Genomic DNA, 16,113 nt, shown 5'->3' with positions numbered 1-16,113 from the left:
GTTCCTAAGCAAAGAAGTCATACAATCGACAAGAATGAATGACTGTTCCCGCCAATGGAACTGGTGTATGCTTATATCGGTAAAATTTTCAGCATGCAAAAAGATGACCAGGAGAATTTAAAATGTCCAATTTACAACTCCCAAAATGGCGTTTCATCGACGAATCGATGACCGCAAAAAATAGATCGGCCCTTGAATCGTTCGCGATGGACGATACGCTCTGCCATCTCGTCGGACAAATTAGGACGGTGCCGACCGTCCGCACGTGGGTGCATGATGAAACAGTCGTACTCGGGATCCAAGACCATCGGCTGCCCCATATTGAAGAAGCGTTGCCCCTCCTCCAAGAAGCCGGTTATAAAACGATTGTCCGGAATTCGGGTGGTCTCGCGGTCGTTCTGGATGAAGGCGTACTTAATATTTCCATCGTCCTTTCTGAACAGGAAGGGTCCATCGATATTCCGGAAGGGTACGAAGCGATGGTGGAATTTGTTCGCATGCTCTTCCCGGAAGTGGCTGAACAGATCGAAGCGTATGAAATTGTCGGTTCCTACTGCCCGGGTACGTATGATTTGAGCATCGGCGGCAGGAAGTTCGCGGGAATTTCGCAACGCCGATTGCGCCAAGGCGTCGCGATCCAAGTGTACTTGTGCGTGGAAGGCAGCGGTTCTGAGCGCGCCCGCCTCATTCGCGATTTATACGAAACGGGTCTTCAAGGTGAACAGACGAAGTTCGTCTATCCGGACATCCGACCGGAAGTGATGGCATCGCTGTCGGAATTGATCGGCGAGCCGTTGACGGTGAATGAAGTCGGCATCCGCGTCCAACTGTTGCTTCGGGCACTTTCCGAGAAGGAAGTGCAAGTGGGCGGCCTCACGCCGGAAGAGATGGAGCTTTATTTGTTTTATTTGAACCGAGTCGTTGAGCGGAACCAGAAAATGCTTGCGCGAGGTTGATGACAAATGAAAAACCGCCGGATCAGTGATTGATCGGCGGTTCTTTCGATACTAGATTTCCGTTTCGCTCCATCGTGAAGACGGGAGCCGTGCGCTCGGATTCATCTTCCAAAGTGACGAGGCGGCGTGCCCGGTTCATGATTTGGACGAATTGTTCGTAATCGTTGCGGAGTGTTTTATTCTCCTGCTGCAGTTTGTCGATCTCTTTTTGGAGAGATTCAACTTTGTCGTTTGCCATTTTAGCAGTCTGCTTCCATCTGAGTGATTCAGAGTCGCCTCCGCCTGTATGGTGTAAACGGATCAAATAAGCAATGACTGTATCGAGCGATAAAGCGGATAGAGGGATAGCTGTCCTTTCCTCTTGATCGACTCCTGGCGCAGGGCTATATAATTGCTGGCTGCGTCGTTTGAAGTCCGCGCCTAGTACGCGCATTGCCTGCTTCCGTTCTTTTTTCGCCTCTGCCAGTTCTTTCTCGTAATCGCGGCGGACGACTGCATTCCATCTGAAACCGCACGCGGCCGCGGTTCTGTTGAGCGCATCTCCGACCTCTTCGAATGCGCTTAGCTGTGTACTTCCTTCCCGGACGTGCCGCAGCACCGTCTCGGCTAATAAAATATCATTTTCCTCAAGCCAAGCATCCTGTCTAACTTTCACCATCTCCTTGCCTCCTGCCATGTTCATAGTCTCTTTCTTACGGTCAGTGTGCACAGTGTGTAAGCCTTTTATTCATCCAAACTGGAACAGAGATAAAAATAATTGCATTCATTTCAATGAAACCTTCCTTTTCTCTCGCTCACTTTTTGATATACTTAAGAAAATGCGTCGACGGAGGTGGATGAATAAGTGGACTATAAAAATGAAAAGCTTTTCGAAGAGAAAGTATTCAAGGATCCGGTCCACCGGTATATCCATGTGCGCGACAAAGTCATATGGGACGTCATCGGGACGCGGGAATTCCAAAGGCTCCGAAGGATCCGGCAGCTCGGGACAACGTATCTCGTTTTCCACGGAGCGGAACATAGCCGCTTCCAACACTCGCTCGGCGTCTATGAAATTGTGAGGCGGATCATTGACGACGGCTTCAGCGGACGTGAGGAATGGAATGACGAAGAGCGATTATTGACGCTGTGCGCTGCTTTGCTGCATGACCTCGGCCACGGCCCGTTTTCGCATGCATTTGAAAAGGTGTTCACGCTCGATCACGAGAAGTTCACGCAGGCGATTTTGACAGGAGATACGGAAGTGAATGAAGTGCTGCGCCGCGTCTCGCCTGATTTTCCGCAAAGGATCGCGGACGTCATCGGCAAGACATATCCGGACAAGCTCGTCGTCAGCCTTATTTCAAGCCAGATCGATGCCGACAGGATGGATTATTTGCAACGGGACGCCTATTACACTGGTGTTTCCTACGGACACTTCGATATGGAGCGGATTTTACGAGTCATGCGGCCTGCTGAAGAACAGGTAGTTATTAAGTTTAGCGGAATGCACGCAGTGGAAGATTATATAATGAGCCGCTACCAAATGTATTGGCAAGTCTATTTCCACCCTGTTTCGCGAAGCGCGGAAGTCATTCTCATGAAAATCCTGCATCGAGCAAGACATCTACATAACAGCGGTTATTCTTTTACGTACGAGCCTGTTCATTTCAAAGCGTTCTTCGATCGGACATTCGGTCTAGAGGAGTACATCATGTTGGATGAAGGTGTGCTTACGACGTATTTCCAATGGTGGCGCAAGGAAGAAGACGCCGTATTGGCGGATTTGTGCGACCGTTTCTTGAACCGAAGACTGTTCCAATATGCCGAGTTCGATCCGGCGACAGAATACCGGAAAATCGGCGAGCTTGAGAGGCTGTTCAAGGAAGCGGGCCTTGATCCGGAATATTATCTTGTGACAGATTCCTCGTCCGACTTACCGTATGATTTCTACAGGCCCGGTGAAGAAAATGAACGCGTGCCGATCTATTTGCAAATGCCGAACGGCGAGCTGAGCGAGCTGTCGCGATCATCGGAAATCGTCGATGCCATTTCAGGCAAACGGCGGACCGACCATAAAATATATTTCCCGGAAGACCTTTTGGAATCAAAGGAAAATCCTTTATATGATAAGATTTTACGAATGTTAAGAGGTGAATAAATTGCTGCAGGAACATGCAAGAATTGTGCAATTCATTGCCATGGCGGAAGAAGTGAACGGGCGGAAGAAATTGCAGAAGATGATTTATATCGCGAAGAAGATGGAATTTCCGTTCGCCGAAAAATACGAGTTGCATATGTACGGCCCCTATTCGGAGGAATTGACGCTCCGTGTCGAGGAGCTTTGCGAAATGGGCTTCCTATCGGAAAGCTGCACGGACAAGGGCTCGTACGTTCAATATAGCTACAATGTGACAGAAGAGGGCGGCCAGTTCCTCGAAACAGCTGATGCGCCGCATGAAAAACTTGCGGACTGCATCCGTCGGCTAAATGACAAAAGCTCTCGTTTTTTGGAGCTTGTGTCGACTTTGCTTTATTTCGATTACTTGCCGAAGGACGAGCAAATCGCCAAAGTGCATATTGTGAAAAATAAACTGAACTTCACCGAAGACGAAATGCAAGCCGCATTTGATTTCATTGCGGAGCTGCGGGCGTGCTCGAGTGTTGCATAAGTTACGGAAATCCCCTTTTGCCAAGGGGATTTTTTTGTTGGAATCGCGACATGGGGCAGGGGGTTAAATTAGGGCAAGCCCGCATCCAAAGCGTTCCCTCGCACGTCCAAAGCAAGTCTGCGCGCGTCCAAAGCAAGCCCCCGCGCGTCCAAACCGAGTCTCCGCGCGTCCAAAGCAAGACTCCGCACGTCCAAAGCAAGTCGTCGCGCGTCCAAAGTGAGCTGCCGCGCGTCCAAAGCAAGATGCCGCGCGTCCAAAGTGAGCCCCCGCGCGTCCAAAGCAAGTCGTCGCGCGTCCAAAGCAAGTCTCCGCGCGCCCAAAGCGAGTCTCCGTGCGTCCAAAGTGAACCCCCGCGCGTCCAAAGCAAGCCCCTGCGCGTCCAAAGCAAGTCGCCCCGCGCCCAAAGCCATTCCCCAGCAATAAAAAACGACGCGAGAATCTCGATTCTCGCGTCGCTCCAATTATTATTTATCGCTATAAAGCTTTCCGGCAACGCCGTAATGGTTTTTCGGCATATCCTCGATGAAAACTACAACGTTTTCAACAGGCGCGCCAGTCGTTTCTGCAACAGCGTCCGTCACTTTTTTAACCAAATTGCGCTTCTGTTCTTCCGTACGGCCTTCAAGCATTTTCACGGTTACATATGGCATACTAGTTCCCCCTTTCGCCTAAACTTATGTATAGTGTATATAATAGCAGAGTGGGAGGGGTTATAGGAATGACGAATGAGCAGAAACCGAAAAAGAAAATGGGATTCACCATCATAAAAGATGATCCGACTGATGGACATAAAGGGTTCGGCATCGGATCATTGTCACTCGAAAACGTCTCGCCGGTCATCGTCGATATCGAAGAAGGGGAGGCGCGCATCGAAATCGGGGCGATGCATGCTCGAAGCGATACGGAGCGCGGCGTGAAATTCACGACGAACCGCGAAGATTCGGAAGGCGGCAAACCGTACTGGCTCGTCTGGGTGACGATCGATTTCAAAGAGGACGGCCCCTATTATGCAGGTGTTACCGCATGCGAAATGGTCGTGAACCGCGAAAAGCGCAGAGGGTATAAAATTTTGGCGGATCATGTGAATAAAATGGACAAATCGATGAAGCGGAATATTATTGTAGATCATATGGACGACAAGTCGAAGCAGATTCTCGCGGACTTCCTGTCACGCCACAATCATGAAATGTGGGAGCGCAGCGAACCGAAACTACGTATCGATCTTGGTGTCGATTCACCTGAATTATGAACAAACTGTGAAATTTGGTGACTTCTGCGACTTATGAGGTTGAATGTCTTGGAAAAAGGAAGTACACTGAACTTACAGCTTGCAATTGTAAGCTAGGACAACCGAAGTATGCGGCGCTAGCCAATTTGATGGTTCTACATAACCCAAGCGAAGAGCCATGATGTGCGAAACCGTGTTCAACGGTAAAAAAGCTTTGCCTCACTGATTTAATTCAGAAGGCAAAGCTTTTTTGATTTTCTTCCTTTGCTTTTGTTCATCGTCCAGACTCCGGGCGCTAGCTCATAAGGCAAAGTTGCTATGCAAATCTTGATAGTGATTGTGCTCGCAAAAGCCGTTCTCCGTAACGGCTTTCGCTTTTGTCATCATCCAGCTCCGGACGCCAGAAGCTCGGGGTCATAAGTCAAAGCTGCTCTGTGGCAAAAGGCGCCACGCCCGCATCTTCGCCTTATGCCCGTCGCTTCTAGGCAGGCGCCCTTCGCTTTTGTTCATTCAAAAAACGAAAACGGGAAAAGTTCGAACGTGCCTGAATCATCGTCATCGCCGTTGCGCTCCTCGCGCAAGTTTTTGTCGGTGCAAAGCTTTTGCGGCATGTCTTTTTCCTTCAAATACATAAGCCGCTGTTTCGGACATTCGTTCACCGCGATGCCGCCGGTTTCGACGTCGACGATGACGCCGTTCACGCCTTTTGGAGGGATGAACGGTTCAGGGGTTTTGCCGGCATGCACCGTCTCCATGAAGTCGATCCATATTTTCTTCGTGGCGGATTTGTCTTCAAGCTCCGTCAATTGCTGCCCGACGTCGTATCCCGTCCAAATCCCCGCTGTCAGCGAAGGGGTGTAGCCGATCAAATACTGGTCGGAAATCGTCGTCCCCGATTTTGCGGCGTACGGCCTTTTCTGCTTCGAGCGCATCGACAGCCCCGTCGAAACGGAGTAGTCGTTGAAGACCGGGTCGAACATGCCTGTCATTAAATGGGTGAGCACGAATGCGTCCTGCTCGGTAATGACCCGTTTCGTGCTTTTCTTCGGCTGCTCGTACACTGTTTTCCCATCTGCATCGGTGATCGATAAGATCGTCGTCGGTTCCACTTCCAGCCCGCCCGAGGAAATCCGGTTATAGGCATTCGTCATTTCAAGCAGCGTAACGGTTGAAGTGCCTAACGCGACTGCCGGGGATTCTTGGAATTTGACATCAAGACCAAGCTTCTCCGCCATTTTATTGAACTTTTTATACCCTACATCTTCAAGCGTTTTCACAGCGTAAACATTATCCGAGATGGCGATCGCCTGGGCGAGGGAGATCGGATGGCCCGCAAACTTGCCGTTAATATTTTTCGGCTCATACGTCGAACGGCCTTCGTCATATGTGAAAATCGTCCGTTCCGTCGACATGAATGTGAGCGGATTATAGCCATCTTCGAGCGCAGCCGCATACAAAATCGGCTTCATTGCAGATCCTGGCTGCCGTTTCGCCTGCGTCACCCGGTTGAAGGGACTTTCTTTGTAATCAATCCCGCCGACGAGTGAAGTGATATTCCCAGTTTCAGGCTCCATTGACATGAAACCGACTTGCAGCCCGCTATCCGGCATCCATTTATCAATGTATTCCTCGGCTGTCTGCTGATGCTGCATATCGAGCGTCGTTCGGATCGTCCAGCCGCCTTCAGCTGGATAGCGGCCTTTTTTACTCAAAATCCGTTCCGCTTCCCGCCACACTTCATCCAAAAAGTATGGGGCGACACGCTTCATATCCTTCCAATCCTCTGTTTTGAGCGTCACTGCCACATCTTCCGCACGTTGTCGTTGTGCATTTGTTATGAACCCTTGATTTTCCATCAGGGAGAGGATCAGCAATTGACGATCACGGGAACGCTCAGGATTATCCAGAGGATCGTAAACGGACGGACCTTTCGCGATCGCCGTAATCACTGCGGCTTCCTCGAGCGTCAAGTCCTCCGCCGACTTTGCAAAATAAAACCTGCTCGCCGCCTCGACGCCATACATCCCATGACCGAAATAAACCGTATTCAAGTATCCTTCCAAAATGACGTCTTTATCGTAAAAAGTTTCCAACCGATACGCATAGAGCGCCTCTTTTATTTTTCGATTCCACGATTTTTCATGTGTCAAAAACAAATTCCGGGCATACTGCTGAGTAATGGAGCTTGCGCCTTCCGCTTTCCGCATCGTCTTTATGTCTTTCAACACGGCTCCGGCAATCCGTTTGTAATCAAACCCGTTATGTTCGTAAAAATTACGGTCTTCTGTCGCGATGACAGCATCGATCAGAAACGGAGAAATTTCATCAAGATTCACCCAATACCTGCGCTCCGCCGAAAACTTATCGCCGATCTGCTTCCCGTTCTTATCAAGGAACACACTCGCTTTCGGCACGCTCAACGAAGGGGCACCCGTAATTTGCGCGTAAAGCCGAAGACATAGAAACATAGTGAAAAGCGCAGTCAGTGCCGTTACGATCAACAGGGCGATCCGCCGAACGAAATTTTGTCTTTTCTTTTTCTTTATATAATCGACTCTTCTCATACAATCCCTTCTCCCACCGTACTTTCCATTCAGTATGGAACCGGTGCACAAAAGTTAAACGGCATATCGGCGAAAAGCACAGATTTATCGCGATCTATTGGAATAGTGCGGGGAAAAACGATATAATGAATAGATATTTTGAACGTCAAGGGCGGTGCAAGAGTGGAATCAAACATGGAAGGGCAAAACGTCGATGTCCGGCTCGAATCAACGATCCGTCACGTTGGACAGGCTGCTGATAAGCACGAGCTCCAAGCTTCTGGGACGTTGATTGAAAAAGCCGGAAAGACGTACTTGCGATTTGTGGAAGATCTGAAGGGCCAGCAAGTTCGGACGACGGTGAAGTTGGAGGACGGAGACGCGTTAATCATGCGGAGCGGGGCTGTTCAAATGCGCTTACCGTTTTCTCCAGGCGAAATGAGGCCGGGTACATACGGCAGCGGTCCAGCAACTTTCGATCTCCTCGTGAAAACGACGAAGCTCGAAGTTGGGGCGGACAAATTCACCGCTCATTATGAACTGCATGCGGAAGGTGCAATGCTAGGCAGGCACGAATTGACGATTTACTTTACGGAGGGACAAAAATGAACGCAGTTGAAAAGATACAACAGGAAATAAAAGACGCATTCCGCGAGGCAGTTCTCGCTTCAGGACTTGCTGATGAATCGGCAATGCCGGATATCATACTCGAGACGCCGAAAAACAAAGACAACGGGGATTATGCTACGAATATCGCGATGCAATTGACGAAGATCGCGAAAAAGCCGCCTCGTGCAATTGCAGAAGCGATTCTTGAAAAATTGGACACGTCCTCGACTTCCATCAAGGAATTGGAAATTGCGGGTCCAGGTTTCATTAACATCAAGCTGAAAAGCGATTACTTAGGGGAAGTCGTCAAAACGGTACTTGCCCAAGGAGCGGATTACGGTCGTTCGACATACGGCAAAAATGAAAAAGTCCAAGTCGAATTCGTCTCTGCAAATCCAACGGGGGACTTGCATTTAGGTCATGCGCGCGGCGCTTCAATCGGGGATTCATTGTGCAATATCCTCGATTTCGCAGGCTTTGACGTGTCACGGGAATATTACATCAATGACGCGGGCAATCAAGTGAATAACTTGGCCCTTTCAGTCGAGGCGCGATACTTCCAAGCATTAGGTCTTGAAAAAGAAATGCCGGAGGACGGCTACCATGGACAGGACATCATCGATATCGGTGAGAAGCTTGCGGAGGAATTCGGCGACAAGTACGTAAACGTCGGCGAAAAAGAGCGTCAGGAGTTTTTCCGGAAGTACGGCCTTGATTTCGAATTGGCAAAGTTGAAGAAGGACTTGGAAGACTTCCGTGTGCCGTTCGACAACTGGTTTTCGGAAACATCTCTCTACACAGACGGCAAAATCGGCATCGCTCTCGATAAATTGCGTTCGAATGGCCATGTATTTGAAGAAGACGGAGCAACTTGGTTCCGTTCGACGACATTTGGCGATGATAAAGACCGTGTCCTCATTAAAAATGACGGCTCGTACACGTATTTGACGCCGGACATCGCATACCATGAGGATAAATTGCGCCGCGGCTTCGATAAGCTCATCAATATTTGGGGAGCAGACCACCACGGCTACATTCCACGGATGAAAGCGGCGATCGAGGCACTTGGCTACGACCGCGATACGCTTGAAGTGGAAGTTGCGCAAATGGTGCAGCTATATAAAGACGGCGAGAAATTCAAAATGAGCAAGCGTACCGGAAAAGCGGTCACGCTGCGTGAACTCGTTGAAGAAGTCGGCTTGGACGCTGTCCGTTATTTCTTCGCGATGCGCTCCGCCGATTCACAAATGGACTTCGACTTGGATTTGGCGATTTCGCAGTCGAATGAAAACCCGGTTTACTATTCGCAATACGCGCATGCCCGCATTTCATCGATCCTTCGCCAAGCGGAGGAAAAGAATCTTGCCGCTTCAACGGATCATGTTGATTTATTGCAAGCAGAAAAGGAATTGTCGCTGTTGAAGAAAATCGGCGACTTCCCGCGTGCCGTCAGCGATGCAGCAAGACTCCGCTCGCCGCACCGGATTACGAACTATATCCAGGAGCTGGCCGCAGAATTCCACAGCTTCTACAATGCTGAAAAAGTTCTCGACCCGGATAACCGCGACCTGTCCGAAGCACGTCTCGCACTCATCACAGCAACACGCACGACAATTGCGAATGCGCTGAAACTCATCGGCGTTGCCGCACCGGAAAGAATGTAAAATGTTGCGCCCCTCTGAATGTGGAGGGGCGTTTTATTGTGCAACGCAATGAATGCGGATCGCAACGCAAACAAGTGGGATCGCAACGCAATCAATTCAGTGCGCAACGCAATCAAACGAGCGCAACACAAACAAATGGGATCGCAACGCAATGAACCGGAATCGCAACGCAATCAAACGAGCGCAACACAATCAACGGGACCCGCATCGCAACCAACCCGACCCGCAACACAATCAATCGGCCTCACAACACAACCAACTCGACCCGAAACACAATCACCCCCCGCAAAACCCCCTCGACATCGCACGAAACTGTAGTATAATTAATCCGAACATCAATTACATAACCAAACATGAAGGTGCCCCGCCGTCAACGCCGGGGTTAAAAGGGAAGCCGGTTTGATTCCGGCGCGGTCCCGCCACTGTAAGTGCTCGCAAGCCGCAACATGCCACTGGATTTTCCGGGAAGGCGCGGTACGCGATGAGCATAAGCCAGGAGACCTGCCTTCATGAGTCACCCGTACCCTACGAGGATAGGTTTGGTGGAAATCGGCGCGTCCTTTCGTAGCTGTATTTTTACTAAGCACATTCCTCCGTTCACAAAACGGGGGATTTTTATTTGGAACAAACAGGAGGAAATCAGAATGAAAAAGTTTTGGCAACTTTGGCTAACAGCAATCCTTGCGGCATTCTTGCTAACGGCATGCGGCACGGATGATGCAAAGAAAGATGACACACCGGTAAACGGCAGCTCGCAAACAGACGATCAAACGGCTGAGGAAGTAGCAGAATTCCCGGTCACATTAACAGATGCAGTCGGCAATGAGATTACAATCGAACAAGCACCTGAGACGATCGTCTCCATGATTCCGAGCAACACGGAAATCTTATTCGCACTCGGCTTGAATGATGAAATCGTCGGTGTCAACGATTGGGACAATTATCCAGAAGAAGCACTCGAAAAAGAGAAAATCGGCGGACAGGAATTCAACGTTGAAAAGATCGTCTCGATGACGCCGGATGTCGTCTTCGCGCATGAGTCCATGCTCGGCACAGGCGACGAAGGGCTACAGCAGCTCCGAGACGCAGGCATTAACGTATTCGTCGTGAAAAATGCCGCCGATTTTGAACAGACATACGAAACAATCGAAACGATCGGCAAAGCTACAGGTAAAACGGAAGAAGCCGCAACAATCGTAGAGGACATGAAAGCGAAAGTCGAAGAAGTCCTTGCAAAAACAGCAAACGTTGAGAATAAAAAACGCGTATTCATCGAAACATCTGATGCACCTGAAATTTATGCACCGGGTAAAAATACGTTCATGCAGCAAATCCTAGACATGATCGGAGCGGAAAACGTTGTGACAGAAGAAAACTGGGTTATGATCAGCCCGGAAGAAATCGTCAAGCAAAATCCTGACGTCATCATCGTCATGTACAGCTATGTGCCGGATATCGTCGAAAGCGTGAAAAACCGTGACGGCTTCAGCGACATTACTGCGGTGAAGGAAGACCAAGTCATCCAAGTCGACGAAAACTTGACGAGCCGTACAGGCCCGCGTCTAGCGCTCGGTCTTGAAGAAATAGCGAAGGCTATCTATCCAGAGGCATTCAGTGAATAAATCGGCAATTGCCTACATCGTGTCTGCCGCCACATTGATTGTGGCGGTATGGCTCGGTGTTTCGATTGGAAGCGTTAAAATTCCGATCAGCACGTTTTGGGATTCGTCGGATACGACAGCGACTAATATCTTATGGAAAATCCGGATGCCCCGTGTCATATTAGCAGGGCTCGTCGGTGCGGCGCTCGCAATTTCCGGAGCCGCTTTCCAAGGATTGCTGAAAAATCCGCTCGCAGACCCATACACACTCGGAGTGTCATCCGGCGCCTCGGTGGGTGCTGTCGTGACACTCTTTTTCGGTTTATCGATTCCAATTTTAGGCACATACACATTACCGGTGTTCAGCATGACAGGGGCGGCTTTGACGATGTTCCTCGTCATCGGATTCGCAAAGCTTGTCGACCGTTCGATGAAAATGGAGACGATCATCCTTACCGGAATCATCTTCGGTTCTTTTCTTGGCTCCGTCTTGTCGCTCATGATTGCGCTTACGGGTGAAGAACTGCGTCAAATTATCGGCTGGCTCCTCGGAAGCGTGTCGATGCGCGGCTGGAATTATATCGTTATGGTGCTGCCGTTCGTCGTCATCGGTTCCTTCATTCTCTGGGTGAACCGGAGGGAATTGAACGCCATGCTGTTCGGGGAGGAACGCGCCCATCATTTAGGCGTCAACGTGAAACGCCGGAAATTCATGATCCTTATCGGCGGCTCCATCCTGACGGGTTCGGCTGTCGCGGTATCCGGAACGATCGGCTTCGTTGGCCTTGTCGTCCCGCATATGACGCGCCTCATGTGGGGGTCCGACCACCGGCATCTGCTCACTTTGTCATTCATGAACGGCGCAAGTTTGCTCATCATTTGCGACCTGATCGCCCGGACGATCATCTCGCCATCGGAACTACCAGTCGGCGTCATTACGGCATTCATCGGAGCACCAGTGTTCGCGTACATTTTCTACAGACAGAGAAGGAAAGGGGCCATGTAACATGCTGCAAGTCGACAATCTCGCGGGAGGATACGGTAAAGAGCCGATCGTCAACAACATCTCATTCCGTGTGAATGAAGGAGAAATCCTCGGCATACTCGGCCCGAACGGCAGCGGCAAATCGACGTTGCTGAAAATCATTTCGGGCATCTTGCCGGCTAAAACTGGAACCGTCCTGATCGACGGGCAGGACGCCTCGGTTTATTCCCAAAAACAGTTCGCGAAAAAGGTGGCGGTCCTTCCGCAGCTCCATGCGCATGCCTTCTCGCATACCGTTAAAGACACCGTCGCGCTCGGCCGGTATCCGCACCAGACCGGGCTTTTTTCGTCCTGGTCCGATGAAGACGAGCGGGCGGTGACGGAAGCGCTCGAATACACAGGCGTTACACGCTACAAAGATACAGCGATCGAACTGCTTTCAGGGGGCGAACAACAACGGGTCTTCGTCGCACAAGCGCTCGCGCAAGAAGCGCCGATTCTATTGCTCGACGAACCGACGAATCATCTCGACATCGCCCACCAGCAGCAATTGCTCGACACGATCCGCAACCACGCCATCGAAAAGGGTGTCACCGTCATCTCCGTTTTCCATGACGTCAACCTTGCATCGCTTTATTGCGACAGACTGCTTCTCATGGAAAAAGGGGAAATCGCCATGATCGGCGACCCGCAAGACGTCATCCGAGAGACGACGATCGGCAAAGTGTATAACGCGAGAGTTAAAACGCAGCCCCATCCGGAACTGCCGAAGCCGCAAATGACGCTTCTCCCTCACAAAATCGAGGAAAACGACCCGTTCACTGTCAATAAAGGACACTTCACCGTCACTGCGGAACGCGTTTCATTACAAGTCAACCAACCATTGAAAACGGTATCGTCCGCTGTCGTGAACGCTGGTCTCGGCTGGTACCGCGCATTCGTCAACCGCCACGTAGACGTGAATTATAACTGCGACGACGTCAAAGCGGAAATGTCCGCCTATCTCGAACAGCACGGCTACTCATTAACCGACACTGTCGGCATGATGACCGCCGTTACGACAGAGCATGCGGAAATCGGGGAATACGAAGGCGACTTCGGCACAGTTCTCGTCATGGTGACGGCTGGCGTCGGCAATGCCGTCGACGTCTCGCAAGCTGTTGAAAGAGAACAACGAATCGGCACGATCAATACGTGGGTCATCGTCAACGGAGAGCTGCCCGAAGAAGCTTTCATCCAGGCGATGATCACCGCAACCGAAGCGAAAACGAAAGCGCTTCATACCGAAAACATCAAAGACCCGCTCACCGGAACAATCGCGACCGGCACATCGACCGACAGCCTCCTCGTAGCAGCGACGCAAGAAGGGGAGCATCTGCCGTACGCAGGCCCGATCACGCCGCTTGGCAAATTGATCGGCCACGGCGTCTACGACTGCACGATCCGCGCGATACAGGCGTACAAAAAAGCGAAAGGCTGGACGTCATAATGCAAGCCCATTTTGTTGCAATCGCGATCGGGTTCTTCCTCGACCGCATTATCGGGGATCCCCCGAACTGGCCGCATCCCGTCCGCTGGATCGGCACACTCATCTCGAAGCTCACCGCGGTCCTGAACAAAGGGCGCGCCCGCATACTTAAAGGCGCTGGAATGCTGTTCATTACTATGTTCCTCGTCACAGCGATCGTTCTTGCGATCGTCTGGTCAGCCTACCAACTACATATCGTTGTCGGGATCATCGTCGAAGCCGTTCTCATTGCAGTCGGACTCGCCCAGAAAAGCTTGAAGGACGCCGCGATCGACGTGTACGACCCGCTTGAAACTGGTAATCTGGAAGAAGCTCGGACGAAGCTTTCGTGGATCGTCGGCCGCGACACCGACAAGCTGCAAGAAAGCGGGATTGCCCGCGGCGCAATCGAAACGGTATCGGAAAATGCGGCAGACGGCGTTACATCTCCATTGTTTTGGGCATTTCTGTTCGGCGCACCGGGATTATGGATGTACAAAGCTGTGAACACGCTCGATTCAATGATTGGCTACAAAGATGATCGCTATCGTGAATTCGGCAAGTTTTCCGCGCGCGCCGATGATGTCATGAACTTCATCCCCGCAAGGATTACGGGATTCCTCATCCTCGTATTCACTCCGAATGAAGGGGGAATCCCTTTCCGGAAGCGGTTCATCGGCTGGAGCAAGGATGCGCGGAACCATCCGAGCCCGAACAGCGGTTTTCTGGAAGCGGCGACTGCGTGGCAGCTCGGCGTGAAATTGGGCGGGAAAAGTACATACCGGGGAATTGTTTCCGAACGGCCAGAAATCGGTCCGGGGCTGAAGTCGTTGAAAGCGGCGCATATCAAATCGGCGATCGCGCAAATGCATGCTGCATCTTTCGCCTTTTGGATACTTATGACGATTATTGGAGTGATTTTCTATGCAATTGCCTGAACATGGGGCGAATCCCCACCACGTTTACGAGAAGCTCGGCATGACACCGCCGGCGCGGATACTCGATTTTAGTGAGAACTGCAATCCGGCGGGACCTCCGCGGGCTATCATCGATCTATGGCCGAATCTTATGACGCGATTACACGCCTACCCAGACCCGGCTGGCGAGCCTTTCCTGTCGAGGGTGGCAGAATATCATGGTGTTCCGAAGGCATCGGTGTTTGCTGGCAACGGTGCGGCGGAAATCTTGTCGCTCATCGCAGAACGGTACCGAGGGAAGCAGGCAATCGTCGTCCACCCGACGTTTTCGGAATATGAAGCGACATTGCAGGCAAAAGGTGTGGAAATTGAACGGGTCATCGCCTCTGAGTCGGACGACTTCCGCTTGCCGGTAGAAGCCATTTTGGCTCGCCTGACGGAAGTGTCCGTCGTATACATATGCACGCCAAACAATCCGACGGGCATCATGCCGAAGCGGGAGGATTTACTTGAGGTCATTCGGAAGGCGAAGGAAGTGGAATGCGAAGTCGTTCTCGACGAGGCGTTCATCGATTTCATTGACGAAAGCAGGTCGTTCATTCAAGAGTTTAAGGATTTTCCACATGTCATTGTCGTGCGCTCAATGACCAAGATGTACGCAATTCCCGGCATCCGCCTCGGATATGTCGTTGCGCATCCGGATGTCATAGCGGGGCTGAAATCGGCGGCGCCGCATTGGAATGTCAATGGGATGGCGGCCGTGATCGGTGCGGTTTGTCTTGGCGAAGAAGCGTATCGTGAAGCGGCGATCCGACACGCTCAGGTGGAACGTGAGAAAATGACGATCTTCCTGAAAAAATTCGGTTGTACGGTGACTGAATCAGAAGCAAACTTTCTGTCGTTCAAACCGCATGATGCCGGAAAATTGTATAAGCATATGCTTGCAAAAGGCATCGTCCTCCGCCATTCTGAAAACTTCCACGGGATGGACGGACGCTGGCTGCGGATTGGGATGAAAAGTGGGGAGGAAATGGAAGAATTGCGGAAAGAGCTCGCAGGCGCGCTCATAAATAATTGACTTGTGCTCAAGAATTCGTTTCTGCGCTCAACACAAGCGGACACGCGCTCAAGAAACTGTTTCCGCGCTCAACAGAAGCGAACTCGCGCTCAAGAAACTGTTTCCGCGCTCAACAGAAGCGGATTCGCGCTCAAGAAACTTCTTCCGCGCTCAACAGAAGCGGATTCGCGCTCAACAATTCGTTTCCGCGCTCAACGCAAGCGGATTCGCGCTCAAGAAATCGTTTCCGCGCTCAACAGAAGCGGATTCGCGCTCAAGAAACCGCTTCCGCGCTCAACAGAAGCGGACTCGCGCTCAAGAAACTGTTTCTGCGCTCAACAGAAGCGAACTCGCGCTCAAGAAACTGTTTCCGCGCTCAACAGAAGCGGACTCGC

At 51.0% G+C, this 16,113-nt stretch carries 16 protein-coding genes and 1 riboswitch; of the genes, 12 read left to right on the top strand and 4 right to left on the bottom strand.

Features of this window, described 5'->3' with window-relative positions; all coding sequences use genetic code 11:
• Window positions 1-122 precede the first annotated feature (122 nt).
• Window positions 123-956 carry an octanoyl-[GcvH]:protein N-octanoyltransferase gene (gene lipL / locus ACR65H_RS01490; protein ID WP_440498285.1) on the top strand — a complete coding sequence of 278 codons (834 nt, stop codon included), beginning with the start codon at window positions 123-125 and terminating at the stop codon, window positions 954-956.
• A 22-nt stretch (window positions 957-978) separates the two neighbouring features.
• Here the strand turns inward: lipL and ACR65H_RS01485 are convergent, their stop codons facing one another.
• Window positions 979-1,614 carry an RsfA family transcriptional regulator gene (locus tag ACR65H_RS01485; RefSeq protein WP_440498284.1) on the bottom strand — a complete coding sequence of 212 codons (636 nt, stop codon included), beginning with the start codon at window positions 1,612-1,614 and terminating at the stop codon, window positions 979-981.
• Window positions 1,615-1,800: 186 nt separating this feature from the next.
• On the opposite strand from ACR65H_RS01485, the gene ACR65H_RS01480 reads away from it, so the two are divergent.
• Both ACR65H_RS01480 and ACR65H_RS01475 read left to right on the top strand, forming a co-directional pair.
• Entirely contained in the window at window positions 1,801-3,096 is a 1,296-nt protein-coding gene (locus tag ACR65H_RS01480; RefSeq protein ID WP_440498283.1) for an HD domain-containing protein, read from the top strand.
• A gap of 1 nt (window position 3,097) precedes the next feature.
• Window positions 3,098-3,607 (top strand): YwgA family protein, encoded by a 510-nt coding sequence (locus ACR65H_RS01475; RefSeq protein ID WP_440498282.1) that lies wholly within the window; start codon window positions 3,098-3,100, stop codon window positions 3,605-3,607.
• Between the two features lie 68 nt (window positions 3,608-3,675).
• Here ACR65H_RS01475 and ACR65H_RS01470 read toward each other — a convergent pair whose 3' ends face one another.
• Together ACR65H_RS01470 and thmT are read right to left on the bottom strand one after the other, a co-directional pair.
• Entirely contained in the window at window positions 3,676-4,011 is a 336-nt protein-coding gene (locus ACR65H_RS01470; protein ID WP_440498281.1) for a hypothetical protein, read from the bottom strand.
• 60 nt (window positions 4,012-4,071) lie between these two features.
• Window positions 4,072-4,257: a 2-hydroxymuconate tautomerase gene (thmT, locus tag ACR65H_RS01465; protein ID WP_440498280.1), complete on the bottom strand. Its 186-nt coding sequence runs from the start codon at window positions 4,255-4,257 to the stop codon at window positions 4,072-4,074.
• A 68-nt stretch (window positions 4,258-4,325) separates the two neighbouring features.
• Between thmT and ACR65H_RS01460 the strand changes: the two genes are divergently transcribed.
• Window positions 4,326-4,856 carry a YwhD family protein gene (locus ACR65H_RS01460; protein WP_440498279.1) on the top strand — a complete coding sequence of 177 codons (531 nt, stop codon included), beginning with the start codon at window positions 4,326-4,328 and terminating at the stop codon, window positions 4,854-4,856.
• 485 nt (window positions 4,857-5,341) lie between these two features.
• Here ACR65H_RS01460 and ACR65H_RS01455 read toward each other — a convergent pair whose 3' ends face one another.
• Window positions 5,342-7,399: a transglycosylase domain-containing protein gene (locus tag ACR65H_RS01455; protein WP_440498278.1), complete on the bottom strand. Its 2,058-nt coding sequence runs from the start codon at window positions 7,397-7,399 to the stop codon at window positions 5,342-5,344.
• A gap of 162 nt (window positions 7,400-7,561) precedes the next feature.
• On the opposite strand from ACR65H_RS01455, the gene ACR65H_RS01450 reads away from it, so the two are divergent.
• The 8 genes from ACR65H_RS01450 to ACR65H_RS01415 form a co-directional block, all read left to right on the top strand.
• The gene (locus ACR65H_RS01450; RefSeq protein ID WP_440498277.1) at window positions 7,562-7,987 is read left to right on the top strand and encodes a YwiB family protein; all 426 of its coding nucleotides are present in this window, start codon (window positions 7,562-7,564) and stop codon (window positions 7,985-7,987) included.
• Window positions 7,984-9,651 carry an arginine--tRNA ligase gene (argS, locus tag ACR65H_RS01445; protein WP_440498276.1) on the top strand — a complete coding sequence of 556 codons (1,668 nt, stop codon included), beginning with the start codon at window positions 7,984-7,986 and terminating at the stop codon, window positions 9,649-9,651. The genes ACR65H_RS01450 and argS overlap by 4 nt, the downstream gene beginning before the upstream one ends.
• A 340-nt stretch (window positions 9,652-9,991) precedes the next feature.
• Window positions 9,992-10,174: riboswitch (cobalamin riboswitch) on the top strand.
• 121 nt (window positions 10,175-10,295) lie between these two features.
• Window positions 10,296-11,273: an ABC transporter substrate-binding protein gene (locus tag ACR65H_RS01440; protein WP_440498275.1), complete on the top strand. Its 978-nt coding sequence runs from the start codon at window positions 10,296-10,298 to the stop codon at window positions 11,271-11,273.
• Window positions 11,266-12,258: a FecCD family ABC transporter permease gene (locus tag ACR65H_RS01435; RefSeq protein ID WP_440498274.1), complete on the top strand. Its 993-nt coding sequence runs from the start codon at window positions 11,266-11,268 to the stop codon at window positions 12,256-12,258. The genes ACR65H_RS01440 and ACR65H_RS01435 overlap by 8 nt, the downstream gene beginning before the upstream one ends.
• Before the next feature lies 1 nt (window position 12,259).
• On the top strand, window positions 12,260-13,726 hold the full coding sequence (locus ACR65H_RS01430; RefSeq protein WP_440498273.1) for an adenosylcobinamide amidohydrolase: 1,467 nt from the start codon (window positions 12,260-12,262) through the stop codon (window positions 13,724-13,726).
• Window positions 13,726-14,682, top strand: a complete 957-nt coding sequence (gene cbiB, locus ACR65H_RS01425) for an adenosylcobinamide-phosphate synthase CbiB (protein WP_440498272.1) — start codon at window positions 13,726-13,728, stop codon at window positions 14,680-14,682. Before ACR65H_RS01430 ends, cbiB begins: the two co-directional genes overlap by 1 nt.
• The gene (gene cobD / locus ACR65H_RS01420; protein ID WP_440498271.1) at window positions 14,669-15,739 is read left to right on the top strand and encodes a threonine-phosphate decarboxylase CobD; all 1,071 of its coding nucleotides are present in this window, start codon (window positions 14,669-14,671) and stop codon (window positions 15,737-15,739) included. Before cbiB ends, cobD begins: the two co-directional genes overlap by 14 nt.
• Before the next feature lies 1 nt (window position 15,740).
• On the top strand, window positions 15,741-16,113 hold a 373-nt coding region (locus tag ACR65H_RS01415), incomplete at its 3' end, for a hypothetical protein (RefSeq protein ID WP_440498270.1).

This window comes from Sporosarcina sp. SAFN-015 (assembly GCF_059415085.1).
The sequence above is the reverse complement of the archived record's forward strand: the minus strand, read 5'-3'. Positions and strand labels throughout refer to the sequence as shown.

Excerpts from the sequence above, each read along its gene's own strand:
- cobD (WP_440498271.1), top strand. The coding sequence starts at position 14,669 with ATGCAATTGCCTGAACATGGGGCGAATCCCCACCACGTTTACGAGAAG.
- ACR65H_RS01455 (WP_440498278.1), bottom strand. The coding sequence starts at position 7,399 with ATGAGAAGAGTCGATTATATAAAGAAAAAGAAAAGACAAAATTTCGTT.
- cbiB (WP_440498272.1), top strand. The coding sequence starts at position 13,726 with ATGCAAGCCCATTTTGTTGCAATCGCGATCGGGTTCTTCCTCGACCGC.
- ACR65H_RS01440 (WP_440498275.1), top strand. The coding sequence starts at position 10,296 with ATGAAAAAGTTTTGGCAACTTTGGCTAACAGCAATCCTTGCGGCATTC.
- ACR65H_RS01485 (WP_440498284.1), bottom strand. The coding sequence starts at position 1,614 with ATGGTGAAAGTTAGACAGGATGCTTGGCTTGAGGAAAATGATATTTTA.
- thmT (WP_440498280.1), bottom strand. The coding sequence starts at position 4,257 with ATGCCATATGTAACCGTGAAAATGCTTGAAGGCCGTACGGAAGAACAG.
- ACR65H_RS01430 (WP_440498273.1), top strand. The coding sequence starts at position 12,260 with ATGCTGCAAGTCGACAATCTCGCGGGAGGATACGGTAAAGAGCCGATC.
- lipL (WP_440498285.1), top strand. The coding sequence starts at position 123 with ATGTCCAATTTACAACTCCCAAAATGGCGTTTCATCGACGAATCGATG.
- argS (WP_440498276.1), top strand. The coding sequence starts at position 7,984 with ATGAACGCAGTTGAAAAGATACAACAGGAAATAAAAGACGCATTCCGC.
- ACR65H_RS01460 (WP_440498279.1), top strand. The coding sequence starts at position 4,326 with ATGACGAATGAGCAGAAACCGAAAAAGAAAATGGGATTCACCATCATA.